This window comes from Streptomyces sp. NPDC002623, from assembly GCF_053592635.1.
On sequence record NZ_JBSFWB010000009.1, the window covers coordinates 75532 to 100911 of the forward strand.

The 25380-nt window shown below is 70.4% G+C and carries 24 protein-coding genes; 8 read left to right on the forward strand and 16 right to left on the reverse strand.

Going from position 1 to position 25380, the window contains the following annotated elements; all coding sequences use genetic code 11:
- The first annotated feature begins 48 nt into the window (after positions 1-48).
- Complete coding sequence (locus ACWD4O_RS18530) at positions 49-1164, forward strand: helix-turn-helix domain-containing protein (protein WP_451280995.1); 1116 nt, start codon at positions 49-51, stop codon at positions 1162-1164.
- 326 nt (positions 1165-1490) lie between these two features.
- Positions 1491-2192 (forward strand): hypothetical protein, encoded by a 702-nt coding sequence (locus ACWD4O_RS18535; protein ID WP_451280997.1) that lies wholly within the window; start codon positions 1491-1493, stop codon positions 2190-2192.
- A gap of 200 nt (positions 2193-2392) precedes the next feature.
- On the opposite strand, the gene ACWD4O_RS18540 is transcribed toward ACWD4O_RS18535, so the two are convergent.
- Complete coding sequence (locus tag ACWD4O_RS18540) at positions 2393-4882, reverse strand: alpha-L-arabinofuranosidase C-terminal domain-containing protein (RefSeq protein WP_451280998.1); 2490 nt, start codon at positions 4880-4882, stop codon at positions 2393-2395.
- A gap of 158 nt (positions 4883-5040) precedes the next feature.
- Here ACWD4O_RS18540 and ACWD4O_RS18545 point away from each other — a divergent pair, with 158 nt between their 5' ends.
- The gene (locus ACWD4O_RS18545; RefSeq protein WP_451281000.1) at positions 5041-5484 is read left to right on the forward strand and encodes a DUF6314 family protein; all 444 of its coding nucleotides are present in this window, start codon (positions 5041-5043) and stop codon (positions 5482-5484) included.
- On the opposite strand, the gene ACWD4O_RS18550 is transcribed toward ACWD4O_RS18545, so the two are convergent.
- From ACWD4O_RS18550 to ACWD4O_RS18560, 3 genes are all read right to left on the reverse strand, one after another.
- The gene (locus ACWD4O_RS18550) at positions 5466-6059 is read right to left on the reverse strand and encodes a histidine phosphatase family protein (RefSeq protein WP_450947881.1); all 594 of its coding nucleotides are present in this window, start codon (positions 6057-6059) and stop codon (positions 5466-5468) included. The genes ACWD4O_RS18545 and ACWD4O_RS18550 overlap by 19 nt on opposite strands.
- 75 nt (positions 6060-6134) lie before the next feature.
- Entirely contained in the window at positions 6135-6602 is a 468-nt protein-coding gene (locus ACWD4O_RS18555; protein WP_451281002.1) for a GNAT family N-acetyltransferase, read from the reverse strand.
- Positions 6603-6629: 27 nt separating this feature from the next.
- Positions 6630-8084 (reverse strand): aminotransferase-like domain-containing protein, encoded by a 1455-nt coding sequence (locus ACWD4O_RS18560; protein WP_451281004.1) that lies wholly within the window; start codon positions 8082-8084, stop codon positions 6630-6632.
- On the opposite strand from ACWD4O_RS18560, the gene ACWD4O_RS18565 reads away from it, so the two are divergent.
- Together ACWD4O_RS18565 and ACWD4O_RS18570 are read left to right on the forward strand one after the other, a co-directional pair.
- Positions 8083-9093: a DMT family transporter gene (locus ACWD4O_RS18565; protein ID WP_451281006.1), complete on the forward strand. Its 1011-nt coding sequence runs from the start codon at positions 8083-8085 to the stop codon at positions 9091-9093. The genes ACWD4O_RS18560 and ACWD4O_RS18565 overlap by 2 nt on opposite strands.
- Before the next feature lie 64 nt (positions 9094-9157).
- Positions 9158-9361, forward strand: a complete 204-nt coding sequence (locus tag ACWD4O_RS18570; RefSeq protein WP_451281008.1) for a DUF1918 domain-containing protein — start codon at positions 9158-9160, stop codon at positions 9359-9361.
- A 66-nt stretch (positions 9362-9427) separates the two neighbouring features.
- Here the strand turns inward: ACWD4O_RS18570 and ACWD4O_RS18575 are convergent, their stop codons facing one another.
- The gene (locus tag ACWD4O_RS18575) at positions 9428-10642 is read right to left on the reverse strand and encodes a glycoside hydrolase family 10 protein (protein ID WP_451281010.1); all 1215 of its coding nucleotides are present in this window, start codon (positions 10640-10642) and stop codon (positions 9428-9430) included.
- Positions 10643-10824: 182 nt separating this feature from the next.
- Between ACWD4O_RS18575 and ACWD4O_RS18580 the strand changes: the two genes are divergently transcribed.
- A complete protein-coding gene (locus ACWD4O_RS18580) occupies positions 10825-11682 on the forward strand; it encodes a 3-hydroxybutyryl-CoA dehydrogenase (RefSeq protein ID WP_450947875.1) in 858 nt (285 codons plus the stop codon).
- Positions 11683-11830: 148 nt separating this feature from the next.
- Here ACWD4O_RS18580 and ACWD4O_RS18585 read toward each other — a convergent pair whose 3' ends face one another.
- From ACWD4O_RS18585 to infC, 10 genes are all read right to left on the reverse strand, one after another.
- On the reverse strand, positions 11831-12361 hold the full coding sequence (locus ACWD4O_RS18585; RefSeq protein ID WP_351908034.1) for an NUDIX hydrolase: 531 nt from the start codon (positions 12359-12361) through the stop codon (positions 11831-11833).
- A 63-nt stretch (positions 12362-12424) separates the two neighbouring features.
- Positions 12425-13765: a transcriptional regulator gene (locus ACWD4O_RS18590; RefSeq protein ID WP_451281012.1), complete on the reverse strand. Its 1341-nt coding sequence runs from the start codon at positions 13763-13765 to the stop codon at positions 12425-12427.
- A 225-nt stretch (positions 13766-13990) separates the two neighbouring features.
- On the reverse strand, positions 13991-15055 hold the full coding sequence (locus tag ACWD4O_RS18595; RefSeq protein WP_451281014.1) for a PP2C family protein-serine/threonine phosphatase: 1065 nt from the start codon (positions 15053-15055) through the stop codon (positions 13991-13993).
- A 214-nt stretch (positions 15056-15269) separates the two neighbouring features.
- On the reverse strand, positions 15270-17783 hold the full coding sequence (pheT, locus tag ACWD4O_RS18600) for a phenylalanine--tRNA ligase subunit beta (protein ID WP_451281016.1): 2514 nt from the start codon (positions 17781-17783) through the stop codon (positions 15270-15272).
- On the reverse strand, positions 17783-18904 hold the full coding sequence (gene pheS, locus ACWD4O_RS18605; RefSeq protein WP_451281018.1) for a phenylalanine--tRNA ligase subunit alpha: 1122 nt from the start codon (positions 18902-18904) through the stop codon (positions 17783-17785). The genes pheT and pheS overlap by 1 nt, the downstream gene beginning before the upstream one ends.
- 139 nt (positions 18905-19043) lie before the next feature.
- On the reverse strand, positions 19044-20159 hold the full coding sequence (locus ACWD4O_RS18610; RefSeq protein ID WP_358806410.1) for a sensor histidine kinase: 1116 nt from the start codon (positions 20157-20159) through the stop codon (positions 19044-19046).
- Between the two features lie 55 nt (positions 20160-20214).
- Positions 20215-21063 (reverse strand): TrmH family RNA methyltransferase, encoded by an 849-nt coding sequence (locus ACWD4O_RS18615; RefSeq protein WP_451281021.1) that lies wholly within the window; start codon positions 21061-21063, stop codon positions 20215-20217.
- Positions 21064-21235: 172 nt separating this feature from the next.
- Positions 21236-21619: a 50S ribosomal protein L20 gene (gene rplT / locus ACWD4O_RS18620; protein WP_020132316.1), complete on the reverse strand. Its 384-nt coding sequence runs from the start codon at positions 21617-21619 to the stop codon at positions 21236-21238.
- A gap of 110 nt (positions 21620-21729) precedes the next feature.
- Entirely contained in the window at positions 21730-21924 is a 195-nt protein-coding gene (gene rpmI, locus ACWD4O_RS18625; RefSeq protein WP_003977225.1) for a 50S ribosomal protein L35, read from the reverse strand.
- Between the two features lie 108 nt (positions 21925-22032).
- On the reverse strand, positions 22033-22725 hold the full coding sequence (gene infC / locus ACWD4O_RS18630; protein ID WP_450947901.1) for a translation initiation factor IF-3: 693 nt from the start codon (positions 22723-22725) through the stop codon (positions 22033-22035).
- Positions 22726-23120: 395 nt separating this feature from the next.
- Between infC and ACWD4O_RS18635 the strand changes: the two genes are divergently transcribed.
- On the forward strand, positions 23121-23477 hold the full coding sequence (locus ACWD4O_RS18635; protein ID WP_451281023.1) for a DUF1844 domain-containing protein: 357 nt from the start codon (positions 23121-23123) through the stop codon (positions 23475-23477).
- An 11-nt stretch (positions 23478-23488) separates the two neighbouring features.
- Here the strand turns inward: ACWD4O_RS18635 and ACWD4O_RS18640 are convergent, their stop codons facing one another.
- Positions 23489-24220 carry an SseB family protein gene (locus tag ACWD4O_RS18640; RefSeq protein WP_451281025.1) on the reverse strand — a complete coding sequence of 244 codons (732 nt, stop codon included), beginning with the start codon at positions 24218-24220 and terminating at the stop codon, positions 23489-23491.
- Between the two features lie 150 nt (positions 24221-24370).
- Here ACWD4O_RS18640 and ACWD4O_RS18645 point away from each other — a divergent pair, with 150 nt between their 5' ends.
- Positions 24371-25372, forward strand: a complete 1002-nt coding sequence (locus ACWD4O_RS18645) for a serine hydrolase (protein WP_451281027.1) — start codon at positions 24371-24373, stop codon at positions 25370-25372.
- The last annotated feature ends 8 nt before the right edge of the window (positions 25373-25380 follow it).

The window sequence follows — 25380 nt, forward strand, 5'->3', positions numbered from 1 at the left end:
GAATCGTCCGCTGATCAGTGGACGTTGACTGGCCCGGAGACGAGCGACGTGAACGACCCGCAACTGGACCCCGGCGACATCGCAGCCCTGTTCGATCGCGCCCGACTGCGGATGGCGCGCGAACTCCGTGGGCTCACCCAGGTGCAACTGGCCCGGGAAGTGGGCTCCGTCACCGCAGCCTCGATCAGTCAGTTCGAGAACGGGCACACCAAGCCCGCCACATCGACGCTTCGCCGACTTGCGGTCGCCTTGCGGGTACCGCCATCGTTCTTCGCAGCCCCAGCCCGCCCACCTGCCCAGGATCAGGCCAACGGGTTCTTCCGCAGCCTTCGATCTACCTCCCCCCGAGATCGTCAACAAGCCCTTGCCTACGTGCACCTCGCACGAGAACTCGCGCTTGAGCTCGAAAAATACGTCGCGCTTCCCGACCTCAACCTGCCTCGCGTTCCAATCAACGAAGGGCAGCCTCTTCAGTCCGCCGATATCGAACAAGCGGCAGCACAGGTCCGCGATCACTGGAATGTCCCACGCGGTCCCGTTCAAGACGTCGTGCGGCTGATGGAGATGAACGGCGTTGTCGTCGTCCGCTTCCGTGTCAGCATTGAAAAAGTTGATGCATTTTGTGTCGACTTCCCCGACAGGCCCATTGTTGCCCTCGGGGCCGACAAGGGGCTGCGCGACCGCTCCCGCTTCGATGCGGCCCACGAACTAGGACATCTGGTCTTGCACGGCCTAACTGGAAAAATCGGTGATAAGGCCACCGAGAGCCAAGCTCACGAGTTCGCTGCTGCATTCCTAATGCCAGCCGACGACATCAAAACTGAACTTCCAGACCGGCTCGACTGGCCTGCTTTTCTCCGCTTGAAGGCAAAATGGCACGTCTCGCTAGCTGCCCTCCTGGTCAGGGCAAAAACGCTCGGCATCATGAGCGAGCACACCTACGCGCAGGCATGGAAAGCATTGTCCGTCCGAGGATGGAGGAAGGTAGAGCCAGGCCCTCTAGGGAATCCAGAGGCTCCGGTACTCTTGCAACGCGCACTAGAACTCATGGAAACGACTGGAACCTCCTTCGCCGATTTCGTCAATCGTTCCGGAATTCCAGAGTCCGACATTCGAACCCTACTGAGCCGGGATATCATCGAACGCCCCCGCGTGGAGTTTTGACCCACCTATCCTGGCCACTCAGCGCCCGAGGCCATAGAAGCCATAGAAGCCAAAGTAGTGGTCGTCCCAGGACCGAATTAGTTCGACGAAGCCGACTCGGTAGGTGGCTGCGACCTCGGCGCTCACTCCATGAGACTGGACTGCTCATCCCCGCGAGCTCAACCGTGCACCCGTCGCCTGAAGCACTTCAGTCGCAGTCAATGCGACTGAACACGAGGGTGGTCGCGCGAGCGCTTCGGATGGCAGTTCTGAGCCTCCAACTGGCTGGCTTCCGAGCTGTGCTGCCATCCACTTGCAATGTACCCGGAGTCAGTCATGATGTGTTTGTGACGGCATATGATGCAAGTGTCCGTACGGAAGCTTGGCATTGGTACTCGAAGGATCACGCCAGGGCTGCCACTCTATTTTCACGCAAGTGCCGTGAATTGGAAGAGACCCTGGAGACCTCCAGCCCGGATAAGGAAGCAGAGCACCGTAGTTACGCTGCCGCTGCCATCCTCGCCTCAGTCGCCTTCATGGAAGCGTCGCTTAATGAGCTGCTGGCCTCAGCTGATCACGAGAACCTGGGCGTCGGTGGGGCTCTCGGCGGGCTACCGCAAGATGAGCGCCAAGCCTTGACGGCCCTCAAGAAGGCTTGGGGCAGAAGTGGTCCATCGACTCTGGACCGACTCCAGTTGGTTCTTCATCTACTGCGGAGAGAGCCCTTCAAACGTGGCGCTAGCCCTTTCCAAGAAGCGCAGTTGGTGGTGAGTCTACGCAATGACCTGGTTCACTACCCGGCTGAGTGGCGGGTTGGCGTAGGTGCCACGGAGGAAGAAGCCCGCAAGGGGCTCGCTGCCAAGTTGAAGGGGAAGTTCCCAGAGAATCCGTTCATGCCAAAGCAAAACCCCTACTTCCCCGACCGCTGCCTTGGCCATGGCTGTACCGCTTGGGCCTGGAAGAGCATCTTCGAGCTCATGGAGAAGTTCTTCGAGCAGGTCGGGGTCACGCCAATCTTCGACGATGTCAGAGGCCAGCTCAACCCCTGAAGCACGACCTCGGCGTTTGCGCCATAGTTGGCGAAGTCCGCCATCTGTGGCGCTCAGTCACAGCGATCTTTGCCCAGGCCGCCGGGCTGCGTAACCTCGCGCCGGTGCTCGCCACGACACCGACACCGACACCGACGGCGCAAGGACGTGACGGGCGTGGGCTGTGATCGCCCACGCCCGTCCCCGTCGGCCGGAACCGGTTACCGCTGTCTGATCCGCAGGAAGGTGACCGAGTTCGCCGGGAAGGTGTAGGAGAACTTCGCGGCGACCCCGGTGAAGGTGGACGTCACCGGCGCGACCGGTGTCCGGGTCTGCGAGTTCACCGCGTCCGGCGCGGCGGCCAGCGTGGTCACCTTCGCCTTGGAGGCGACCTTGGCCCCGCCGAGGTCGATCGCCGTACGGGCGTCCGTGGCCTGGGCGTTGACGACCTTGACGATCAGGTCGCCGGTCTTCTTGTCCTTGGTGACCACCTGCCGGAACGGCTCGGCCGGCTTGTCGTCGGTGAAGCTGCCCCACTCCTTGCCGTCGAGGTAGAGGGTGACCTGACGGCCCCGCACCTTGACGTCGACGTCGTAGGCGCGGCCCGTCTCGACGGACCCGGCCTTGGAGATCAGCGTCGACTTGCCGCCGTCCACGGCCTGCTCGACAGCGGACTGGGTGTTGTTCCAGCCGCCCAGGTTCCACCAGTAGAAGTTGCCGGTGTCCTTGACGCCGAACGCGACGAGGAAGCCTTCCTTGCCGGACTTCTTCGTGGCCTTCACGTGCAGGTCGTAGTCGTGCCAGGCGGTGTCACCGGCCGAGACCATGGTGTTCTCGGCGGCGGTGTCGGTCTGCACGTACTGCCCGTCCTGGAGCGCCCAGCTGCCGCCGCCCGTGTGCGTCCACTGCGAGGCGTCGCCGGAGAAGTCGTCGCTGAGCAGCGACTCACCGTCCGCGTCCGTCACCCGCACATCGTCGTAGGCCGCGCTGGTCGCCCAGGTGGACAGGCCGACGGCACCGGTGATGGGGCCGGTCAGGGACGGGGTTCCGGTGGCCGTCGAGGGCACCACGCGATCGCCGACGTTGTTCATGAACAGCTTCTGGACCTCGTAGTTGGCCGAGTTCCAGGAGGCGTGGTTGTTGAACCACACCATGTCCGGGCTCCACTGCACATAGTCCTCGTTGGCGAACAGCGGTGCGTAGGAGGCGAGTTTCACGACGTCGGCGTTGCGCTCCAGGCCGGTCATGAAGGCCGCTTCGGCGAGGCCGTTCTTGAAGGCGTTGCCCCAGGAGGCGTACTCGCCGAGGAAGACCTTCGGGCCGCTGCGGTCGTAGGAGTCGTAGCGGTCGTTGTTCTGCAGGAACCACTGCGTGCTGTTGTAGTAGTGCTCGTCGACCATGTCGACCTCGGCGTCCTTGTTGAGCTGCCAGGCCGTGTCGAAGGTCGAACCCGCGTCGTCCGGGCCGGAGTTGGAGATGACCGTGATGTTCGGGTATTCGGCCTCGATCGCGGCCCGGAACTCCTTGAATCGGGCGAAGAACTCGGTGGGGAGGTTCTCCTCGTTGCCGACCTCTATGTGGGTGAGGCGGAACGGCTTCGGGTGGCCCATCCGGGCGCGCTTCTTGCCCCAGGTCGAGGTCACCGGGCCGTTGGCGAACTCGATGAGGTCGAGGGTGTCCTGGATGTGCCGCTTCAGCAGCGCGTCGTCGACGGTGGCCTTGTTCTGGCCGCAGCCGGTCACCAGGGCCGGGACGACGGGCAGCGGCATCGCGCCGACGTCCTCCGCGAGGCGGAAGTACTCGTAGTAGCCGAGGCCGTAACTCTGGTTGTAGCCCCAGAAGTTGGAGTTGACGGCGCGCTGCTCGACCGGGCCGATCGTGTCCTTCCACTGGTAGGAGCGGGCGCGCTGATAGCCGGAGGCCTCGCTGTAGTCCTGCATGGAGCCGGTGTTGACCAGGCAGCCGCCGGGGAAGCGGACGAAGCCCGGGTGCAGGGCGGCGATCTTCTCGGCGAGGTCCTTGCGCAGGCCGTTGGGCTCGTGCCTGTAGGTGTCGCGGGGGAACAGGGACACCATGTCGAGGGCGCTCGCGGCGGCGGAGGCCACGGTCAGGCGGCCGTCGCTGCTGGTGCGGGTCGCGGTGAAGGTCGCCCTGTACTGCGCCCAGCCGCCGGTGCGCACGGCCACCTCGCGGGCGGTGGCCAGGGTGCCGTCGGCGTCCTGCAGGCTCACGGTGAGCGTGCTGCCGCTCTCGGCGCGGGCCCACACCGAGAAGTCGTACTTCTTGCCCTGCTCGACCCGGACACCGGTGTTGTAGCCGGCGTTGGTCACGGCCGAACCGGCGGCCAGGGAGAGGTAGTTGCGGTTGCGCTCATTGAGGCGTCCGGTGTCGTTCAGGACCTGCGCGGTGCCGTCGACCGTCCAGGAGGTCAGCGGGGTGTACGCCCTGTTGTCGACCGTCGAGTACTCGAAGGATCGGTTCTGCACGAGCTCGGCGTACAGACCGCCGTCGGCCGCCCGGTTGATGTCCTCGAAGAAGACGCCGTACATCGTGTCGTCGATCTTCGCGCCCTTGGCGGCGGGGTCGACGGTGATGGCGTAGTCGGTCACGGCCTCGGCGTGCGCGGGGGCGGGCACGAGGGTGGTGGCCGTCAGGAGGGCGGTCGCGCCGAGACCGACTCTCCAGCGGGTGCGGTTGGTGCTGCGTGACATGAATAACTCCGCGGCTCAGTGATGCTCGATGGGTGCCCAATGATGCGAGTTGTTCGAAATATCAGACGATGATCAGCACTTCGAACGGCAAGATAGGTAGGTGTCAGAGACGCGTCAATGGGGCGGGCAGCAGCGAAAGTGTCGGAGGCGAGGAACGGATGGGCGAGTTCCGGCCGGTGCCGGACGTACTGGCGTACCTCGCCGGCAGCTGGCGGGTGACGCGGTCGGTACGGGACCGGGCGAGCGGCGACGAGGGCCGCTTCGACGGGGTCACCGTGTTCGGCGCGAGCGATGACGGCGGGCTGCTGCAGCACGAGTCCGGCACGTTCGTCTGGCTCGGCGTCGCCCGGCCCGCCGAGCGCACCCTGCGCTTTCTGCCGGGCCCGACGCCCGGCACCGCGGACGTACGGTTCGCCGACGGCCGCCCCTTCCACGACCTGGATCTGCGCACGGGACGGCACATCGCCGACCACCCCTGCTCGGCCGACCTCTACCGGGGCGAGTTCACCGTCCGGGACGCGGACCGCTGGCGGTCGGTCTGGCGCGTGGCCGGCCCCGCCAAGGACCTGCTCCTCACCACCGACTACGCGCGCGTGGGCTGAGCCGAGGCCCCTTCGAGGCGGAGGTTCCAGCGACCGGCCCGGCCGGTGACGGTCGTCGTGGACAGCGGGCGCACGTCGATGTTCCAGTACGTCGCGGGCGGCGCCTTGAGCACGTACACCAGGGCGGCCCGGATCACGCTCGGCTCGGCGACGGCGACGATCCGGCAGCCGTCCTCCGGCGGCCGGGTGTCGAGCCAGCCGCCGACCCGGGAGACGAACGCCAGCAGCGACTCGCCGCCGTGCGGGGTGGCCAGCGGGTCGGCGAGCCAGGCGTCCACGGCCTGCGGCTCGCGGGCCATCGCCTCGCCCAGCGTGAAACCGCGCCAGCGGCCCATGTCGCACTCCCGCAGGGCGAGCTGCACGAGCGGGGCGTAGCCGAGCGCGTCCCCGGTGGCCCGGCTGCGCTGGGTCGGCGAGCAGTAGCGCAGTTCGGCGGCCGCGAGCGGCACCAGGGCGTCGGCCGCGCGCACCACCTCGCCCCAGCCCTCCTGGTCCAGCGGCCGGTCGTCCTCGAAGCGCTCCGCGAGCAGCGTGGAGCTGCGAGCGGCGGCGACGAACGTGACCCGAAGTGGCATGCGGTGATGGTGAGCCGCGCAACTGAGCAGGTCAAGAGCTGTTGGCCGACGGCCGGAAGAAAACTTACCGACGAGTCAGGATCTGCCGGACAAGTCCCCGGAAAACATCAGCGCCATCCATTGGTCCGGCTTCTCCAGCGCCGTGAAGCCGACCTGTTCGTACACTCCGTGCGCATCGTGCGTGGCGAGCAGGAGGCGGCGCACCCCGTGCGGCCGCAGGTGGTCGCGTACGGCGGCGACGAGGGCGGTGCCGAGGCCCTTGCCCCGGGCCGCCGGATCCACGTACACGTCGCACAGCCATGCGAAGGTCGTGAGGTCCGTCACCACGCGCGCGTAGCCGACCTGCTCGCCCGACGCCGTGTCGTAGACGCCGAAGTTCACCGACCCGGCGATCGCCCGGTCCTGCTTGTCCCGCTCGCGCCCGAGCGCCCAGTACGCGTCCGTGGACAGCCAGCGGTGCACCCGCTCGGCGTCGATCCGGGCGGGGTCGGCGGAGATCTCGTACCCCTCGGCGACGGCCGGGGTGAAGTCGATGGGGCTCATGGCCGGATCCTCACAAGACGGCGTCCCTCATGTCGAGCGATTTGCGGGCTGCACCTCGTCGCACGCGGCCCGCAGCCGCCGCACCCCCTCCGCGATCTCCTCCGTCCCGGCGACGGCCGCGAAGCTCAGCCGCACATGGGCGGCCGGGGGTTCGGCGCTGAAGTAGGGGCGGCCGGGGGTGAGGGCGACGCCCGCGCGCAGCGCCGCGGCCGTGAACACGGTGTCGTCCACGCCGTCCGGCAGCCGCAGCCACAGGTGGTAGCCGCCGGACGGGATGTGCGGGAGGGCCAGCTCGGGCAGCCGTAGCCGCAGCGCGGCGGCCATCGCCTCCCGGCGGACCCGCAACTCGGCGGCCACGGCCCGCAGATGGCGGGGCCAGGCGGGCGAGCCGACGAGTTCCAGCGCCGCTTCCTGGAGCGGGCGGGGCACGAAGAAGGTGTCGACGACCTGGATGGCCCGCAGACGTTCCAGGACCGGGCCGCGGGCGGCCAGGGCGCTGACCCGGAAACTCGGCGAGGTCGCCTTGGTCAGCGAGCCGACGTGCACGACGACGCCGTCGGGGTCCTCGGCGGCGAGCGGACGCGGCAGCTGACCGGCGTCCTCGTGCGCGAGCCGCCGCACGAAGTCGTCCTCGACGACGAAGGCGCCCGCCTCCCGCGCGATGCGCAGCACCTCCCCGCGCCGGCCGGCGGCCAGGACGGCGCCGGTCGGGTTCTGGAACAGGGGCTGGCAGACGAAGGCCCGGGCGCCGGTGGCCCGGAACGCGTCGGCGAGCAGCTCCGGCTTCACCCCGTCCGCGTCGACCGGGACCGGGACCGGGCGCAGTCCCGCCGATCTGGCGATGGCGAGCATGCCGGGGTAGGTCGGCGACTCGACGAGGACGGGTGCGCCGGGCGGGGCGAGGGCGCGCAGGGCGGTGGTGAGCGCCGCCTGACCGCCCGCGCTGACCAGCACCTCGGCCGCGGTGACCGAGCCGCCGATGGTCCGCGCGAACCATTCGCGCAGCTCCGGCAGGCCCTCCATGGGCGGCCGTCCCCAGGCGCCGGGGCGCCGTCCGGCCCGGGCCAGGGCCGCGGCCATCGCCCGCTCCGGCTGTAGCGAGGGGTGCAGGTAGCCGCCGTTGAACTCGATCACGCCGGGCGGCGGGGCTGCCAGCGACACCGTCACCCCGGAGGCGTCCACCGAGCGCGGGACGAGGTCGCCGGCGCCGTCCGCGCTCAGCGCGACCTCCTGCCAGGAGGTGTCGCCGGCGGGGGCGGCGCTCGCCCGCGGCGGCCGGGCCCGGAAGGCGCCCGCACCGGGCCGGGTGACCACCAGTCCCTCGGCGGCCAGCTGCGCCAGCGCCCGCGAGACGGTCACCGGACTCACCCGGAACCTTTCGACCAGGGCCCGACTCGACGGCAGCTTTCCACCAGGAGAGTAGCGGTCGACCTCCCGCCGCAGCTGTTCTGCCAGCTCGCCCACACTGCTACGCTCTTGCATGAAGACACAGAGTAGCGCTACTGCACGGTCGGCGATAGCGGTCAGCACCCCGCGGACGGACCCGCAGCCGGACTCGCGGACGGATTCGCGGACGGGCTCACGGACGGGCTCACGGACGGTCCCGGGAACGGCCCCCCGGGTGAACAAGCGGCCGGGCCGCCTCGGCACCCTCCAGGCCGCCCTGGGCGTCGTCGCCTTCTCCCTCACCTTCCCCGCCACCGCCTGGGGGCTGGAGGGCTTCGGCCCCTGGTCGCTGGTGGCCGTGCGCAGCGTGCTGGCCGCCCTGATCGCGGGCGGGTGTCTGCTCGCCCTCCGCGTGCCGCTGCCCGCCCGGCGGCACTGGCCCGGGCTCGCCGTGGTGGCCGCCGGGGTCGTCGTCGGCTTCCCGCTGCTCACCACGCTCGCGCTGCGGACGTCCACGACCTCGCATGCCGCCGTCGTGGTCGGCCTGCTGCCGCTGACGACCGCTCTGCTGTCCGCCCTGCGCATGGGCACCCGCCCCTCCCGCACCTTCTGGGCGGCGGCGCTGGCCGGCGCGGCCGCGGTGGCGGCCTTCACCGTGCAGCAGAGCGGCGGGGCCCTGACCGGGGCCGACCTGTATCTGTTCGGGGCGCTGCTGGTGTGCGCGGCCGGCTACACCGAGGGCGGCCGACTGGCCCGGGTCATGCCGGGCTGGCAGGTCATCGGCTGGGCGCTGGTGTTCTGTCTGCCGCTCACTCTGCCCGCCGCCGCGCTCGCCCTGGCCCACGAGCCCGTCCAGCTGACCGCGCACAGCGTGGCCGGGCTGCTGTGGGTCGCGGTGGGCTCGCAGTTCCTGGGCCTGGTCGTCTGGTACCGGGGCATGGCGGCGATCGGCATTCCCAAGGCCAGCCAGTTGCAGTTGGCCCAACCCCTGCTCACACTGGTGTGGTCGGTGCTGCTGCTGGGTGAGCACCTCACACCCGCCGCTCCGCTGACAGCCGCGGCCGTGCTCATCTGCATCGCCGTCACGCAGCGGGCGCGTGGCTAGGCTCGCCGTACATCGGCCGTACCCGGACCGTTCGGCCGTACCCGGACCGTGAGGAGGCCCACAGATGCGCGCAACCACGGGCGACCAGCTTGTCCAGCACGGCAGGGTGGTCGGTCAACACGACAAGGTCGGCGAGATCGTCGAGGTACTGGGCCAGGGAGGCAATCCCCCGTACCGCGTCCGCTTCGAGGACGGGCACGTGGGCGTGTGCTCACCCGGCCCGGACACCGAGATCCGCCACAAGGCGACCGAGGAACGACACGGCTAGGGCCTGTCCGGCGGATCGAGTCGGAGGAACCCCGGCGGCGACCGATCAGCGCGGCGGCTCGGCCGGCTATTGGTAGTGGTCGGCGATGACCCGTGCCATCGCCCCGATCCGGTCCGTGCGCACATCCTTGGCCGCGAAGTAGACGTGCCCGCGCACCTCCGGGTGGGCGGCGGCCAGATCGAGATGGCGGGTCAGTTCGGCCGGGTCCTGCCAGGCCGCGGACTGCGCCGGGTCGCCGGCCCGGTACAGGGCCTCGCCGATGTACAGCCGGGTGCGGCTGCCCTTGGCCACCCCCGCCCACCACGGCACGAGCTTGGCGTAGTCGGCGGCCGAGAGCCCGATGTTCCAGTACAGCTGCGGGACGATGTAGTCGAGCCAGCCCTCCCGCACCCACTTGCGGGTGTCGGCGTGGATGTCGTCGTACGACTGGAGCGCCTTGGTGTCCGAGCCTTTAGCGTCGGTGGAGGCGTTGCGCCACACCCCGAACGGGCTGATCCCGAACTGGGTGCCGGGCCTGGTGGCCTTGATCCGGGCGGCCGTCTCCAGCACCAACTGGTCGATGTTGTCGCGCCGCCAGGCGGCCCGGTTGGGGAAGGCGCCGCCGTACGCGTCGTACGCCGCCTCGTCGTCGAAGGTCTGACCGGCCACCGGGTACGGGTAGAAATAGTCGTCGAAGTGCACCGCGTCCACCGGGTACTTCTGCACCGCGTCCAGGATCGCGTCCTGCACGAAAGCGCGGACCTCGGGCAGCCCGGGGTTGTAGTAGAGCTTCCCGCCGAACGACACCACCCAGTCCGGGTGCAGGCGAGCGGGATGGGAGGCGATGAGCTTCGTGGGGTCGTCGTGGGTCGCGACCCGATACGGGTTGAACCAGGCGTGCAGCTGCAGCCCCCGCGCATGGGCCTCCGCGACGGCCGTGCCCAGCGGGTCCCAGCCCGGTGACCCGCCCTGGACGCCGGTCAGCACCTGGGACCACGGCTCGTAGGGCGAGGGCCACAGCGCATCGGCCGTGGGCCGCACCTGGAAGACCACCGTGTTGAGCCGCTTGCTCACCGCCAGATCGAGCCAGGCGATCAGCTCGGCGCGCTGCGCCGCGGCGCTCAGGCCGGACCGGGACGGCCAGTCGCGGTTGCTGACGGTCGCCAGCCACATCCCCCGCATCTCGGTCGTCGCCCGCCGCCGCGCCGGGGGCATGGCCCCCTGGCGCGCGGGCGCCGCCCCCGTCGTGGTGAACGCCGACAGCGCTGCCAGTGCCAAGGCCCGCCGGGACAGTCGCCCCATCACACACATCCCCACATACTCCGCGGATCCGCTCGGTCACGGATCGTTTCGGGGCTCAGCATGCCCCCACCCCGGCGATCGATCATCGATACTTGCTAGTAACGTGCACGATCGGAGCAGGCGGGCCGAAACCCGGCAGACCTGCGACTGCCATCTTCAGTCAGCGCGGCGAAAGGGACGATGTGACCGACATCGAACGGGTCGGAGTGGTCGGCTGCGGCCAGATGGGGGCGGGCATCGCCGAGGTCTGCGCGCGCGCCGGACTCGACGTCAAGGTCGCCGAGACCACCGGCGAGGCCCTGGAGTTCGGCCGGACCCGGCTGTTCAACTCCCTGGCCAAGGCCGCCGAGCGCGGCAAGATCTCCGAGCAGGAGCGGGACGCGACGCTGGCGCGCCTCAGCTTCACCAGGGACCTCGGCGAGTTCGCCGACCGCGATCTGGTGATCGAGGCCGTGGTCGAGAACGAGCAGGTCAAGACCGAGATCTTCCAGGTCCTCGACCAGGTCGTGACCCGCCGGGACGCGATCCTCGCCTCCAACACCTCCTCCATCCCGCTGGTGAAGCTCGCGGTCGCCACCTCCCGGCCCGACCAGGTCGTCGGCATCCACTTCTTCAACCCGGCCCCGGTGCAGAAACTCGTCGAGCTGATCCCGGCGCTGACCACCTCCGAGGGCACGCTCGGGCGGGCGCAGCTGTTCGCCGAGAAGGTGCTGGGCAAGCACGCGATCCGGGCCCAGGACCGCTCCGGCTTCGTGGTCAACGCGCTGCTGATCCCCTATCTGCTCTCCGCGATCCGGATGTTCGAGACGGGCATCGCCAGCCGCGAGGACATCGACAACGGCATGGAGATGGGCTGCGCCCACCCGATGGGCCCGCTGAAGCTGTCCGACCTGATCGGCCTGGACACGGTCGCGTCGGTCGCGTTCTCGATGTACGAGGAATACAAGGAACCGCTGTACGCGGCTCCCCCGCTGCTCCAGCGCATGGTGGACGCGGGCCGACTGGGCCGCAAGACCGGCTCGGGCTTCTACACGTACTGATCGCCGGCAGGTACTGCTCACCGGCAGTGAACGGCACGGGCCCGGCGCTCTTCGGACGCGCCGGGCCCGCCGTGTTCGCACACCGCGCTCACCGCCGTCGCCGCGCTCACCGCCGTCGCCGCGCTGATCGTGACGATCCGGCAGGCCTTCAGCCGAGCCTGAGGTGGTGCAGCAGCATCAACGCGGCCGCCATGTTGGCGGCCGGGACCTCCCCCCGGGCGACCATGTCGGGAACGAGCTTGAGCGGGACCCACTCCCGGCGGTCCGACTCGAAGTCGTCCACCGGGTGTCCCACGTACTCGCCGTGGTCCGACCAGTAGATGTGGTGGACGGCGTCGGTGAGCCCGTTGGACGGCTCCACGCTCATCAGGTGGTGCAGAAGCCCCGGTCGCCAGCCGGTCTCCTCCTCGAGTTCCCTGGCGGCCGCGCGGGCGACGTCCTCGCCGTCCTCGACCACCCCCGCCGCGAGTTCCCACCCCCAGCTGTCGGTGATGAAACGGTGCCGCCACAGCAGGAGGACCTCGTTGGCCGCGTTCACGACGGTCGCCACCGCGACGGGCCGCAGCCGTATGAGGAAGTGGTCCAGATGCCGGCCGTCCGGCAGCTCCACATCTGCCAGGTTGACGCTGAACCAGCGGTTTTCATACACAGTTTGTTCGTTCTGTTTCGTCCACTGCACGGTTCTGCCACCTTCCGTCGAGTAAGTGGCAATATCGCAGCAGGAACTATGCAGCATCGGGCTCTACAACGGCACCCGCAGCGCTCCGTCGATGAGCTCGGCGGCCTCGGCGGTGCCCGCGCAGTCACTGCGCACCAGGTGTTCGCGCACCGCGCGAAGTCTGTCCCGCAGGCGCTGGGACTCCATTCCCCGCGCCTGTTCGGCCATCCGCACCGCGGTGACCACCGCTTTGTCGGCGTTGCCCTGACGCAGTTCGATCGTGCTGAGCATGGCCAGCCGGTGCACCCGCCCCCGGTCGTGCGCCGGGGTGTCGACGGCGGCCACGGCATGCTCCGCGGCGGCGGTGAGGTCGCCGAGGCTGAGCAGCGCCTCCGCCACCTGGACGTTGACCAGGCCCGGCTGGACATAGCCGGTCTCGTCGGGTTCGCGCCCGCGCAGGATGCGTTCGGCGGCCGTCTCGGCACGCCGGATGCACGACAGGGCGCTCGTGCCGTCGCCGAGGTGGGCGTACGCCTTGGCCTGCATCGCGTACAGGTCGGAGGCGAGGGCGGGCGTGATGTGCTTGCCCGCCGCCCGCAAGGCCGCCTCCGCGAAGGCCACGGCCTGCCGGTACTCCCGCATGAACAAGGACTGGTTGACCAGGAGCGCGATGACATACGCGCCAAGTCCCCGGTCCCCACTGGCCTTTGCCAGCCGCAGCGCCTGATGGAAGTACCGCTGGGCCAGCCCGTGCGCGTCGGAGTCATAGGCGCAGATCCCGGCGACCGCCACCAACCCGCCGGTGGCGCGGTGCAGTTGACGGCCCGTCTCATCGGTGTAGCTGCCGCGCAGCAGGGGGGCCGCCTCGGCGTTGAGGAAACCGACGACCCGGCTGCGGGTCGCGATACCGCCCGCCTTGCGGTACATCTGCTCGTAGTGGGCGCGGGCGGCGCGCAGCATCTCGATGTCGGCGGAGGTGACGCGATGCCGGCCGCCACGGGAGACGTCCACGTCCTCCGGCGGGTTCTCCCACTCCCACACCGGCATCACGGCCGGAGTGCCGGTGACGGCGGGCGCGCCCAGGACGTGCGGGCGCTGCTGCTCGTCGGAGCGCCACAGGGCGGTGGCCCGCTCGACGAAGCCGGAGAGCGAGGTGCCGTGCGGGGAGGACGGCTCGCCCGGGACGCCCAGGCCGATGTCGTCGAGGGTGATCGGCCGGTGCAGCCGCGCCGCCAGCACCTCACAGATCAGGTCGGGCACCTGGCCCCTCGGCCGCTGGCCCTTCAGCCACCGGGCGACCGCCGTGTGCTCGTACCGCAGCGCGAGTCCGCGGACCCGACCGGCCTGGTTGACGTGAGCGGCGAGGCCCGCATGCGAGATGCCCGCCTCGTCCAGGATCGCGTCGAGCAGAGTGTTGGGCTGCATGGGTGCCCCCCGGTGCCTCGGTGCCGTCAGAGTAGTGGGTGTGTCTTCACACGGGGTGTGAACCGAGTGCGCGCATTCATAGCGTGCACGCGCTGTCGCTGAGCGTTTCCAGCCGGTTGACTGGAACGCCTCGCAAGAGGTTCGCCGGGCCGCCGGCTCCCCCTCATGAAACGGCGGCCCGGCGTGGCGCTCCGCGGATTCGGCCGGAAACCATTCGGCCGGAAACTACAGGTGTGTTGTCGGCTGCGGGTCTGCTGTGGCCGGTCGCGCCCGCACGGCGGAGCCGCTGATGTCAGCGCCCCGCACCCCCAGGGGGTTGCACTCACGTCCGTTCGCCAGCACCAGTAGGGCCACGTCGTCGGTCGGTCTGCCTGCCGTGTGCCGTAAGAGTGCGGCCAGGGTGGTGCGCAGGATCTGCTCGGCCGTGACCGGGTGGTCCATCAGGGCCTTCTCCAGTGCTCCCGTCAGGGAGAAGAAGCGGCCGCGAGCGTCCCGCGCGTCCTCCGCGCCGTCCGTGAACAGGACGAGGGACTCGTCGCGGAGCAGCTGCCCGCAGGATGTGGGCGGGAGTTCGGTCGGCAGGGGGAACGGACCCAGCGGGGGCAGCGGGTCCGCACTCGACAGCGGCTCCACGCTCGTGCCGCTCAGGAGGTACGGCCATGGATGCCCGCAGTTCACGGCGCGCACCTCGCCGTCCCCCAGGATCTCCAGCACCAGCACGGTGACGAACTCCTCCGTCACCGGCGCATCGGGGGCGTCACGGGCCCGTTCGCGCAGGTGCCGGTCCAGGGCACGGTCCAGGCGGCGCAGGACGCGACCCAGGTCGGGCTCGTCATGGGCGGCCTCGCGGAAGCTGCCGAGGAGGGCGGCGACCGTGCCGAGCGCGGGGAGCCCGTGCCCCCGGACGTCGCCCATCACGGCCCGCACGCCGTGCTCGGTGGCGACGACCTCGTACAGGTCGCCGCCGACGGAGGCGCCACGGTCCGCGGAGAGTCGGGCCGCCGCCACGTTCAGCCCCTCGACGCGCGGCGGCAGCGGTCGCAGCAGCACGCTCTGGGCGGCCCCGGCGACCCTGCGGGCCTGCTTCAGTTCGCGCAGCAGCGTATGCCGTACCTGGAGGATCAGCCCGGTGCCGACGGCGAAGAAGACGGCGCTGGTGACGATCCTGGCGCCGAGTCCGTCCTGCTGGGCCAGTGGACAGGTCAGCTTGTAGGCGACCGCGAGGGCGCCCCAGGCCGTGGGCAACCCCAGTGACAGGGCCCGGCGCAACGGCCGCCTGCTGCCGAACATGTCGAGACGGCCCCCCATCCAGGCCCAGCAACGCAATCGGACCGGCCCCGAAAGGCCGGTCCGATTCTGCCGAGGCGATGGCCCGGAGGGACCGGTTCGCCTCGACTTGCCACCCGGATGAGTGAAACACCCCAGGGGCGCGGGGCTGTGCCGATGTGCGGCTCCGCCGCGTGGGCGCGACCGGCCACAGACGTGGCGCGGCCGACGAGCGACGTCAGCCCCGGAGCACCGCGCCCGTCCGCTCGCCCGCGAGGGCAACCGCCGCGTCCCGGGCCGCCGACGCCTCATCGACGGTCAGCGTCCGGTCGCCCGCGCGGAAGCGCAGCGCATAGGCGAGCGACTTCCGCCCCTCGCCCAGCTGCTCCGCGTTCTCGTACACGTCGAACAGCCGGATCCCCTCCAGCAGTTCGCCCGCGCCCTCGCGCAGCGCGGACTCGACGTCGGAGTGCGGCACGAACGTGTCGACGACGAGGGCGACGTCCTGCGTGGCGACGGGGAAGGTGGAGATGCTCGGCGCCTGAGGGGTGTCGTTGCCGACCGCCTCCAGGACGTCGAGGTTCAGCTCCATCGCACAGGTGCGTGCGGGCAGGCTCAGCGCCTTCAGCACCCGGGGGTGCAGCTCGCCCGCATGACCGACGACCCGCTCCGCGCCGTCGGCGACCACCACGAACTCGGCGCAGCGGCCCGGGTGCCACGGCCCGTACTGACCGCTGCGGACGATCAGCTCGGCCCCGGCCTCCCGTGCGACGGCGCGCGCCGCCTCGATCGCGTCGGCCCAGTCCGCCGGACGGCCCTTGCCCCACCAGCCGGCCTGTTCGCGGGCGCCCGCGAGGACGGCGGCGACATGGCGCGGCTGCTCGGGCAGCACGGCGTCGAGCGACGCCAGTTCCTCGTCGGTGGGGCGACGGTCGACCGGGAGGTGACCGGCGGCGCCGGCCTCCTCGCGCGGGTGGAAGACCAGCCCGGTCTCGAACAGCGCGAGGTCATGGCTGCCCCGGCCGTCGTTGCGCCGCAGGGCGGCCAGCAGGCCCGGCAGCAGCGACGTGCAGAGCGCGGGCTCCTCGTCGTTCAGCGGGTTGGTGAGCTTGACGACACGGCGGGCCGGGTCGTCGGCGGCCAGGCCGAGCTGGTCGAAGACGCCCTCGCCGATGAACGGGTAGTTCGGCGCCTCGACGTAGCCTGCGCCGGCCAGGGCGCGGCCGACGCGGCGGTGCAGCCGCTGGCGGTGGGTGAGACCGCGGCCGGAGGGCGGCTTGGGCAGCGTGGAGGGCAGGTTCTCGTAGCCCTCCAGCCGGATGACCTCCTCCGCCAGGTCGTTGACCTCGACGAGGTCGGGCCGCCAGGACGGGACGGTGACGAGCAGTTCGTCCTGTCCGTAGACGTCGCAGCCGATCTCCTGGAGCCGGCGGACGACGGTCTCGCGGCCGTACACCACGCCCGCGACCTTGTCCGGGTGGTCGGCCGGGACGCTGATCGTGTGCGGGGCGGACGGGGCGATGACCTCCGTGACGCCCGCGTCGGCGGTGCCGCCCGCGAGCAGCACCAGCAGGTCGACCGTGCGCTGCGCGGCGGCCGCCGCGGCCTGCGGGTCGACGCCGCGCTCGAAGCGCCGGGAGGCCTCGGAGGACAGCTTGTGGCGACGCGCCGTACGGGCGATCGACACCGCGTCGAAGTGCGCGGCCTCGATGACCACGTCGGTCGAGGCGTTCTCCAGGTCCGAGTGGTCGGCGATCTCCGTGTCGGCGCCGCCCATCACGCCGGCGAGGCCGATGGGGCCGCGCTCGTCGGTGATGACCAGGTCCTCGGCGTGCAGCGTGCGCGTCGTGCCGTCGAGGGTGACGATCTGCTCGCCCTCCGCGGCCCGCCGGACGCCGATCGTGCCCTGGACCAGCGTGCGGTCGTAGGCGTGCAGCGGCTGGCCGAGCTCCATCATCACGTAGTTGGTGATGTCGACGGCGAGCGAGATCGGGCGCATGCCGACCTTCTGCAGCCGGCGCTGCAGCCAGAGCGGGGAGCGCGCCTCGGGGCTCAGACCGGTGACGGTGCGGGCGGTGAAGCGGTCGCAGCCCATGGGCTCGGAGACCTGCACCGGGTAGCCGAAGGCGTTCGGCGCCGGTACGTCGATCAGGGCGGGGTCGCGCAGCGGCAGGCCGTAGCCGATGGCGGCCTCGCGGGCGACGCCGCGGATGGAGAGGCAGTCGCCGCGGTTGGCGGTGACGGCGATGTCCAGGACCTCGTCGACCAGCTCGAGCAGCTCGATGGCGTTCTTGCCGACCTCGGTCTCCGGCGGCAGCACGATGATGCCGTGGCTGCCGTCGTCGCCCATGCCCAGCTCGTCGCCGGAGCAGATCATGCCGTGGGAGGTCTTGCCGTACGTCTTGCGGGCGGCGATCGAGAACCCGCCGGGGAGGACCGCGCCCGGGAGCACCACGACGACCTTGTCGCCGACGGCGAAGTTGCGGGCGCCGCAGACGATCTCCTGCGGCTCACCGGTGCCGTTGGCGGTGCCGACGTCGACCGTGCAGAAGCGGATCGGCTTCTTGAAGCCCTCCAGCTCCTCGATGGTGAGGACCTGGCCCACGACGAGGGGGCCCTTCAGGTCGGCGCCGAGCTGCTCGACCGTCTCGACCTCGAGGCCCGCCGAAACGAGCTTGGCCTGCACGTCACGGCCGGTCTCGGTGGCCGGCAGGTCGACGTACTCCCGCAGCCAGGAAAGCGGGACCCGCATCAGATCTCCATCCCGAACGGCCGAGTGAACCGGATGTCACCCTCGACCATGTCTCGCATGTCTTCGACGTTGTGGCGGAACATCAGCATCCGCTCGATGCCGAACCCGAAGGCGAACCCGCTGTACTTCTCCGGGTCGACGCCGCAGGCGGCCAGCACCTTGGGGTTGACCATGCCGCAGCCGCCCAGCTCGATCCAGCCCTCGCTGGAGCAGGTGCGGCAGGGGCGGTCGGGGTTGCCGACGGACTCGCCGCGGCAGACGTAGCAGACCATGTCCATCTCGGCGGACGGCTCGGTGAACGGGAAGAAGTTCGGCCGCAGCCGCGTCTTCATGCCCTCGCCGAACAGCGACTGGACCATGTGGTCCAGGGTGCCCTTGAGGTCGGCCATGGTCAGGCCCTCGTCGACGGCGAGCAGCTCGACCTGGTGGAAGACCGGGGTGTGCGTGGCGTCCAGCTCGTCGGTGCGGTACACGCGGCCGGGGCAGATCACGTACACCGGCAGCTCACGGCCGAGGAGCGAGCGGATCTGGACCGGCGAGGTGTGGGTGCGCAGCACGACGCCGGACTCGGTGCCGCCCTTCGGGCCCTGCACGAAGAAGGTGTCGGCCTCACCGCGGGCCGGATGGTCCGGGCCGATGTTGAGGGCGTCGAAGTTGAACCACTCGGCCTCGACCTGCGGGCCCTCGGCGACCTCGTAGCCCATGGCCACGAAGACGTCCTCGATGCGCTCCGACAGTGTGGTGAGCGGGTGGCGGGCGCCGGTCGGCACACGGTCGTGGGGCAGTGTGACGTCCACCGCCTCCTCGACCAGCACGCGCTGGTCGCGCTCGGCCTCCAGCTCCTCCTGACGGCCCGCGAGGGCCTTGTTCACGGCGCCTCGGGCCTGGCCGACGAGCTTGCCGGCGGCGGCCTTGGCGTGCGGGGGCAGGGCGCCGATCTCGCGGTTGGCCAGGGCCAGCGGGGAGGCGCCGCCGGTGTGGGCGACCTTGGCCTCCTGGAGCGCGTCGAGCGAGTCCGCGGCGGCGAAGGCGGCGAGCGCCTCGTCCCGCATGCGCTCGATCTCTTCCGGTTTCAACGCCTCGACCTCTACCGGGTCGTACGACTTATTCGGTGCCGACATCTCTTCCCGTGCTTCCGATTGGCTGGCTGAAGGTCCCCGTCACCGACTCACGCAGAGGTCAGAGGGCCGTCCATGGGACACAAAGGTGCCAAAGGCCGAGTCTAACGGGGTGGAGGTGTACGAATGCGCCCGCGGGCGGCTAGGCGAGATACGCCGGAGCCCCCACGGGCAGGGTAAATCGGAACTCGGCGCCGCCCGAGGGGGCGCGGCCGACCGTGATGGTGCCGCCGTGGGCTTCGACGATGCCCTTGACGATGTACAGCCCGAGGCCCGTGCCGCCGCGCTTGCTGCCCCGCCAGAAGCGGGTGAAGACGCGGTTCATGGACTCCTCCGGGATGCCGGCGCCCTCGTCGCTCACGGTGACCGACGTGCCGATGTCCTCGCCCTCTCGGGGGGAGGCGGCGGGCGTCACGTCGATCGTGACGGTTCCCTCGCCGTGGCGCACCGCATTTTCCAGCAGGTTGCTGAGGACCTGGTCCACCTTGTCGGGGTCGGCCCACAGCATGGGCAGCGGCTGTTCGAGGCGCAGCAGGAACCGGTCGGCGGGCTGTCCGGCGGCGACGTAGGCCTGGATGTGCCGTCCCACGGCCGCGCCTATGTCGACGGGCTGGCGGCGCACCTCCAGCCGCCCGGAGTCGATGCGGGAGATGTCGAGCAGCTCGGCGATGAGGCGGGTGACCCGGTCCGCGTCGGCGTCGACGGTCTCCAGCATCAGCCGCTTCTGGTCGTCGGTGAACCGCGACCACTTGGCGAGCAGGGTGGCGGTGAAGCCCTTGACCGAGGTCAGCGGCGACCGCAGCTCATGGGCGACGGTGGCGATCAGCTCGGCGTGGCTGCGCTCGGTGCGCCGGCGGGCCTCGGTGTCGCGCAGCGAGACGACGACGCGGCGGACGGGGCCGGTGGGCTCGGTGCGGACGTATCGCACGGTGACGAGCACCTCGCGGCCGCCGGGCAGCAGCAGGTTGCGCTCGGGCTGGCCGACGCGGATGGCGAGGCCGCCGTACGGGTCGGTGCACTGCCACCAGCGGCGGCCTTCGAGGTCCTCCAGCGGCAGGGCCTTGTCGAGGCGCTGTCCGAGCGCGTCCGCGGCGGGGACGGCGGTGATGCGCTGGGCGGCGGCGTTGAAGCAGATCACATGCCCGTGCTCGTCGGCGACGACGAGCCCGTCGGGCAGGTCGTCGGGGTCGATGCCGAGTTCGGCGAGGTCACCGACCGGTCGGGCCGCTTGCGGTGCGCTGCTCGTGCCGACGCTCATCCCCGTACCCCACCTCCCATCCTCCCGGAAGAGGCCCCCCGAGCTCGTCACCCTACTAGCTCTCGGTGACGGAGCGGCACCCTCCGGAGGCGCGCTGTGCACGGGCCGATGCGTAGAGACATACGGCTGCGGCGGTCGCGAGGTTCAGGCTCTCGGCCTTCCCGTGGATCGGGACGCGTACGACGGCGTCGGCGAGCGCGCGGGTCTCCTCCGGGAGCCCCCAGGCCTCGTTCCCGAACACCCAGGCGGTGGGCCCGCCCATGGTGCCCTTGTCGAGTTCGTCGTCGAGGTCGTCGTCGCCCGCGCCGTCGGCGGCGAGGATCCGCACCCCGGCGCCCTTCAGCCCGGCCACGGCCTGCTCGACGGGGACCCCGACGGCGACCGGGAGGTGGAAGAGGGAGCCCACCGACGCCCGTACGGCCTTGGGGTTGTAGAGGTCGACGGAGGCGTCGGTCAGGACGACGGCCTCGGCGCCGGCCGCGTCGGCGCACCGCAGCACGGTGCCGGCGTTGCCGGGGTCGCGCACATGGGCGAGCACGGCGACGAGCTTCGGCCGGGCGGCGAGGATCTCCTCGAACGGCGTGTCCAGGAACCGGCAGATCCCGACGAGGCCCTGCGGGGTGACGGTGGTGGAGATGTCCTCGATGATCTGCTCGGCGGCCAGGTGCACCCGGGCGCCGGCGGCGCGGGCCTCGCCGACGATGTCGGCGTACCGCTCCGCCGCCTCGACGGTGGCGAACAGCTCGACCAGCGTGTCCGCATGCCCGGCGGCCTCCCGCACGGCCTGCGGCCCCTCCGCGAGAAACAGCCGCTCCTTCCCCCGAAAGTTCCGCCTGGCCAACCGCCGCGCAGCGGAGACCCGCGGCGAACGGGAAGAGATCAGCTCGGGGCTGGCGGAGGTCATGTTCTGTTTCACCTTGATCTTCACTCGCGGGGGACTGCAGCCCCCCAGGGGCGCGGGGAACTGCGCGACCAGCCCCCACCGACCCGCACCTTGGCGACTAGCGAGACACAGCAGGACCCGCAGGCATCAAGCCTGCGGGTCCCGTTCACATCGGCTCAAAGCCAGCGCAGCGTCACGCGGCCTTGGGCGCGTTCACGTCCGCCGGCAGGGCCTTCTGCGCGACCTCGACCAGCGCGGCGAACGCGGTGGCGTCGTTCACGGCCAGCTCGGCCAGGATCTTGCGGTCGACCTCGATGTTCGCGGCGTTCAGACCCTGGATGAAGCGGTTGTACGTGATGCCGTTGGCGCGGGCAGCGGCGTTGATGCGCTGGATCCACAGCCGACGGAAGTCGCCCTTGCGCTTCTTGCGGTCGTTGTAGTTGTAGACCAGCGAGTGGGTGACCTGCTCCTTGGCCTTGCGGTACAGGCGCGAACGCTGACCGCGGTAGCCGGAGGCCGCCTCGAGGATCGCCCGGCGCTTCTTGTGGGCGTTGACTGCCCGCTTGACGCGTGCCACTTTTTAACTCCTTGTAGCGGGGCCGTGGTTGTCGTCACACGGCCCGGAATCGATTGGGTCCCGGTCCAGACGTACGGCGCGCGGTGATCAAGGGATCAGGCGCCGCTTCGTCACTTGCCGAGAAGCTTCTTGATCTTCGCGGCGTCGCCCGGGGCCATCTCGGCGTTGCCGGTGAGGCGACGCGTCACACGGGACGACTTGTGCTCGAGCAGGTGGCGCTTGCCGGCGCGCTCACGGAGCACCTTGCCGGAGCCGGTGATCTTGAAGCGCTTGCTGGCACCGCTGTGCGACTTGTTCTTCGGCATAGCGCCGTTCTCTCCTCGTCGGTGGCGTTCCGGTGCCCGGTCGTGAAACCGGGCACGGTGGAACGTCGCTTGCAATCGGTTATGTCCTTGGGACTCGCGTCCCGCGGATCACGCCTCGGCGGAAGCCTCGGCAGGGGCCTCGACGTCAGCCTCGGCGTTCACCACGTCGGCGTCGGTCTCGGCGTTCACGGCGTCGGCGTCCGCGGCGTTCTGCGAGCGGCCCGGGTTGGCCTTCGCCTCGGCCTTGCGGGCCTCCTGCGCCTGACGGGCCTCGGCCATCGCCTCGGTCTTCTTCTTGTGCGGACCGAGAACCATGATCATGTTTCGGCCGTCCTGCTTCGGGTTCGACTCGATGAACCCGAGGTCCTCGACGTCCGACGCGAGACGCTGCAGCAGTCGGTAGCCGAGCTCCGGCCGGGACTGCTCACGACCGCGGAACATGATCGTGATCTTGACCTTGTCGCCCTGCTTGAGGAACCGAACGACGTGACCCTTCTTGGTGTCATAGTCGTGCGGGTCGATCTTCGGCCGGAGCTTCATCTCCTTGATGACCGTGTGCGCCTGGTTCTTGCGCGCCTCACGGGCCTTCATGGCCGACTCGTACTTGAACTTCCCGTAGTCCATGAGCTTGCAGACCGGCGGGCGGGCGTTCGCCGCGACCTCGACCAGGTCCAGGTCGTACTCCTGCGCAAGCTCCAGTGCCTTGGCCAGGGGGACGATGCCCACCTGCTCGCCACTGGGACCGACAAGTCGCACCTCGGGAACGCGAATCCGGTCGTTGATGCGGGGCTCGGCGCTGATGGATCCTCCTCGGTAGCACCACGCGGCGGTCTGGCGGACGGCCGCGTAACGTCTGTGTTCGTTAGACCTATTAACCACGCCGAAGCACAAAAAATGCCCCGAACGATCACATGCGGGGCTCCAAGCACTACCGGAGCACCGCCGCGATTGCCGCGGGGCGCACTACCGGCGACTCCATCGTCCGTACGGAACGATGGTGGCCGCCTGACCGGGGTGACCCGCCATCCCTGGGGACGGTCGGGTGGGAGTTCGGAGCCTCCACTTTGTGGGCCGGACCGCCTGCTGGGTGGCACGCGTGTCCGACCGGTCGTTACACGAGATTAGCAGCCTGCGCCAGGACTGGCCAATCGAGCCTCGATACGGCGCCGCTCCGCCCTGCGCCTATCGTGTCCTGCATGAGTGACACCCCTCCTGAGAACGCAGACTTCGACGAGATGACCCGCGACATCGCGGAGGTCCCGGCCGTCGAGGTGATCGTGACGGTCGCCGTCAACCTGATGAGCGCCGCCGCGGTGAAGCTCGGGCTCACGGAGGAGGGCGACAAGTACAAGGACCTGGACGAGGCCCGCAAGCTGGTGACGGCCCTCGCCGGGCTGCTGGACGCGAGCGCGACCGAGATCAGCTCCTTCCACGCGGCCCCGCTGCGCGACGGGCTGAAGTCGCTGCAGCTCGCGTTCCGCGAGGCGTCGCTGGTCCCGGACGAGCCGGGCCACGGCCCGGGCGAGAAGTACACGGGCCCGGTCTACGGCTGATCCGGGGCGGTTCAGCTCTTCCTGTACAGGGGCTCGCCCGGAGGCGTCGTCCCGGCCGGCAGCAGTGCCAGGTCGAGACCGCGCACCAGGCGGGCCCTCAGTGTCTCGTCGGCGGCGAGGCGCCGGGCCACCGACCGGGCGGCCTCGGCGGGGACGGCCGCCGGGTCGAGGACGAGGGCGAGGGTGCCGTCGGCCCGACCGGGGCCGAGGTGGGCGCTGAGGACCTCCGGTTCGGCGGCCACCGCGGCCCGGACCGCCGCCACCACGGCCGGATCGGCGAGCGGGTCGGTCGAGGTGCGGCCCTCGGCGAGTGCCAGCAGCGCCGGCCCGGTCAGCTCGAAGGCCACCGGCCCCGCCAGGTCGAGGACGACCGTGTCGGCCTTCTCGTGCGCGGCCGCCTGCAGCGCCTGGTGCAACGGGACGGCGACGGGGCGGGCCTCGGGATCCCAGCGGGCCAGCGAGTCGGTGGAGGTGAAGGCCGGCAGGGCGGTGCGCCCGCCCGCCTTCAGGGTCGGCACGGCCATGTCGCTGGTCTTCTCACGGCGCAGCCCGTTCTCGCCCTCCTCGACCTCGCCCAGCACGGCCACCACGGGGACGAGCAACCGGGCGCCCTTGAGGGCCGCGAGGACCGGGCCCACGGCGGTGCGGTCCTGCGCCCAGGCGGCGAGCGCCGCGCTCAGCCGGGGATCGGCGGAGCCGTCGTCGTCGGAGAAGCCGGAGTCGGGAATGTTCTTGTTCGCCACGGTCGTCGACCTTATCGGGGGGATGCTGCTGGGCTTGTGCGGGGACCGAAACGCGACGGTGACGACTTTCATAGGATTCTCAGAGTTCCCTGACACACCTCTAACGTCCGTCTAACGGCGCGCACAGTCGGGCCCCCGAACATCACGGGCATGGAGTCTTCCAGAGCACGTCGCAGCCGCCGCGCTCACCCCTCCCGGCGCCGGCCGCTCCTGTACACCGCGCTCGCCACGGTCGCCGTCCTGGGGGCCACGGCGGGCGGGACCGTATATGTGAAGGCACAGGCGCACGCGCGCGCGGGAGCCGTATCGTCATCGTCGTCCTCTCCGGCTCCGTCGGCCTCGGCCTCGGCTTCGGAGTCCGGGAGCGAGGAGATGACGGTGGAGACCGTGGCGGTGCCCGAGCCGGACCACGACGCGCTGCTGGCGTCGGCGATGACGTCGGTGACCGTGCCGGACGACGCGGCCGTGTCCGTGGCCGTCCTCGACATGGACTCCGGTGACAGCGCCGCCTACGGCGCGCGCGCCTTCGACACGGCGAGCATCGTCAAGGTGGACATCCTGGCGACGCTGCTGCTCCAGGCGCAGCAGGCGGACCGCCGGCTGACGACGGCCGAGAAGTCGTACGCCACCGCGATGATCGAGAACAGCGACAACGTCTCGGCGTCGGAGCTGTGGCGGATCATCGGCAAGGCCGAGGGGCTCGACGCCGCGAACGAGGTGTTCGGGCTGACGGGGACCGAGGGCGGCGACGACATGCTGTGGGGGCTGACCCAGACCACGGCCGCCGACCAGCTCAGGCTGCTCCAGCAGGTGTTCGGGGACGACTCGGAGCTGACCGAGGCCTCGCAGAGCTACCTCCAGGGCCTGATGAAGCAGATAGCCGCGGACCAGCACTGGGGTGTCTCGGCCGCGGCCGACGGGTCCTCGTGGGCGCTGAAGAACGGCTGGCTGGCGCGCAGCACGACCGCGCTGTGGGACGTCAACAGCATCGGACGGGTGACCGTCGACGGCCGGGACTACCTGGTGGCCGTGCTGTCCAACGGCAACGCGACGCAGGCCACGGGGATCTCGCTGGTCGAGTCGGTGGCGCGGGCGGCGGTGTCGGTGTTCACCGACGGGACCGCCTCGGCGTCGGCGACCGCCACCGAGTGACCGGTGCG

Bases quoted from the DNA above. Each gene is read 5' to 3' on its own strand.
- ACWD4O_RS18540 (WP_451280998.1), bottom strand. From the start codon at position 4,882: ATGTCACGCAGCACCAACCGCACCCGCTGGAGAGTCGGTCTCGGCGCG.
- ACWD4O_RS18545 (WP_451281000.1), top strand. From the start codon at position 5,041: ATGGGCGAGTTCCGGCCGGTGCCGGACGTACTGGCGTACCTCGCCGGC.
- ACWD4O_RS18550 (WP_450947881.1), bottom strand. From the start codon at position 6,059: ATGCCACTTCGGGTCACGTTCGTCGCCGCCGCTCGCAGCTCCACGCTG.
- ACWD4O_RS18555 (WP_451281002.1), bottom strand. From the start codon at position 6,602: ATGAGCCCCATCGACTTCACCCCGGCCGTCGCCGAGGGGTACGAGATC.
- ACWD4O_RS18565 (WP_451281006.1), top strand. From the start codon at position 8,083: ATGAAGACACAGAGTAGCGCTACTGCACGGTCGGCGATAGCGGTCAGC.
- ACWD4O_RS18560 (WP_451281004.1), bottom strand. From the start codon at position 8,084: ATGCAAGAGCGTAGCAGTGTGGGCGAGCTGGCAGAACAGCTGCGGCGG.
- ACWD4O_RS18570 (WP_451281008.1), top strand. From the start codon at position 9,158: ATGCGCGCAACCACGGGCGACCAGCTTGTCCAGCACGGCAGGGTGGTC.
- ACWD4O_RS18575 (WP_451281010.1), bottom strand. From the start codon at position 10,642: ATGGGGCGACTGTCCCGGCGGGCCTTGGCACTGGCAGCGCTGTCGGCG.
- ACWD4O_RS18590 (WP_451281012.1), bottom strand. From the start codon at position 13,765: ATGCAGCCCAACACTCTGCTCGACGCGATCCTGGACGAGGCGGGCATC.
- ACWD4O_RS18595 (WP_451281014.1), bottom strand. From the start codon at position 15,055: ATGTTCGGCAGCAGGCGGCCGTTGCGCCGGGCCCTGTCACTGGGGTTG.
- pheT (WP_451281016.1), bottom strand. From the start codon at position 17,783: ATGCGGGTCCCGCTTTCCTGGCTGCGGGAGTACGTCGACCTGCCGGCC.
- pheS (WP_451281018.1), bottom strand. From the start codon at position 18,904: ATGTCGGCACCGAATAAGTCGTACGACCCGGTAGAGGTCGAGGCGTTG.
- ACWD4O_RS18610 (WP_358806410.1), bottom strand. From the start codon at position 20,159: ATGAGCGTCGGCACGAGCAGCGCACCGCAAGCGGCCCGACCGGTCGGT.
- ACWD4O_RS18615 (WP_451281021.1), bottom strand. From the start codon at position 21,063: ATGACCTCCGCCAGCCCCGAGCTGATCTCTTCCCGTTCGCCGCGGGTC.
- rpmI (WP_003977225.1), bottom strand. From the start codon at position 21,924: ATGCCGAAGAACAAGTCGCACAGCGGTGCCAGCAAGCGCTTCAAGATC.
- ACWD4O_RS18635 (WP_451281023.1), top strand. From the start codon at position 23,121: ATGAGTGACACCCCTCCTGAGAACGCAGACTTCGACGAGATGACCCGC.
- ACWD4O_RS18645 (WP_451281027.1), top strand. From the start codon at position 24,371: ATGGAGTCTTCCAGAGCACGTCGCAGCCGCCGCGCTCACCCCTCCCGG.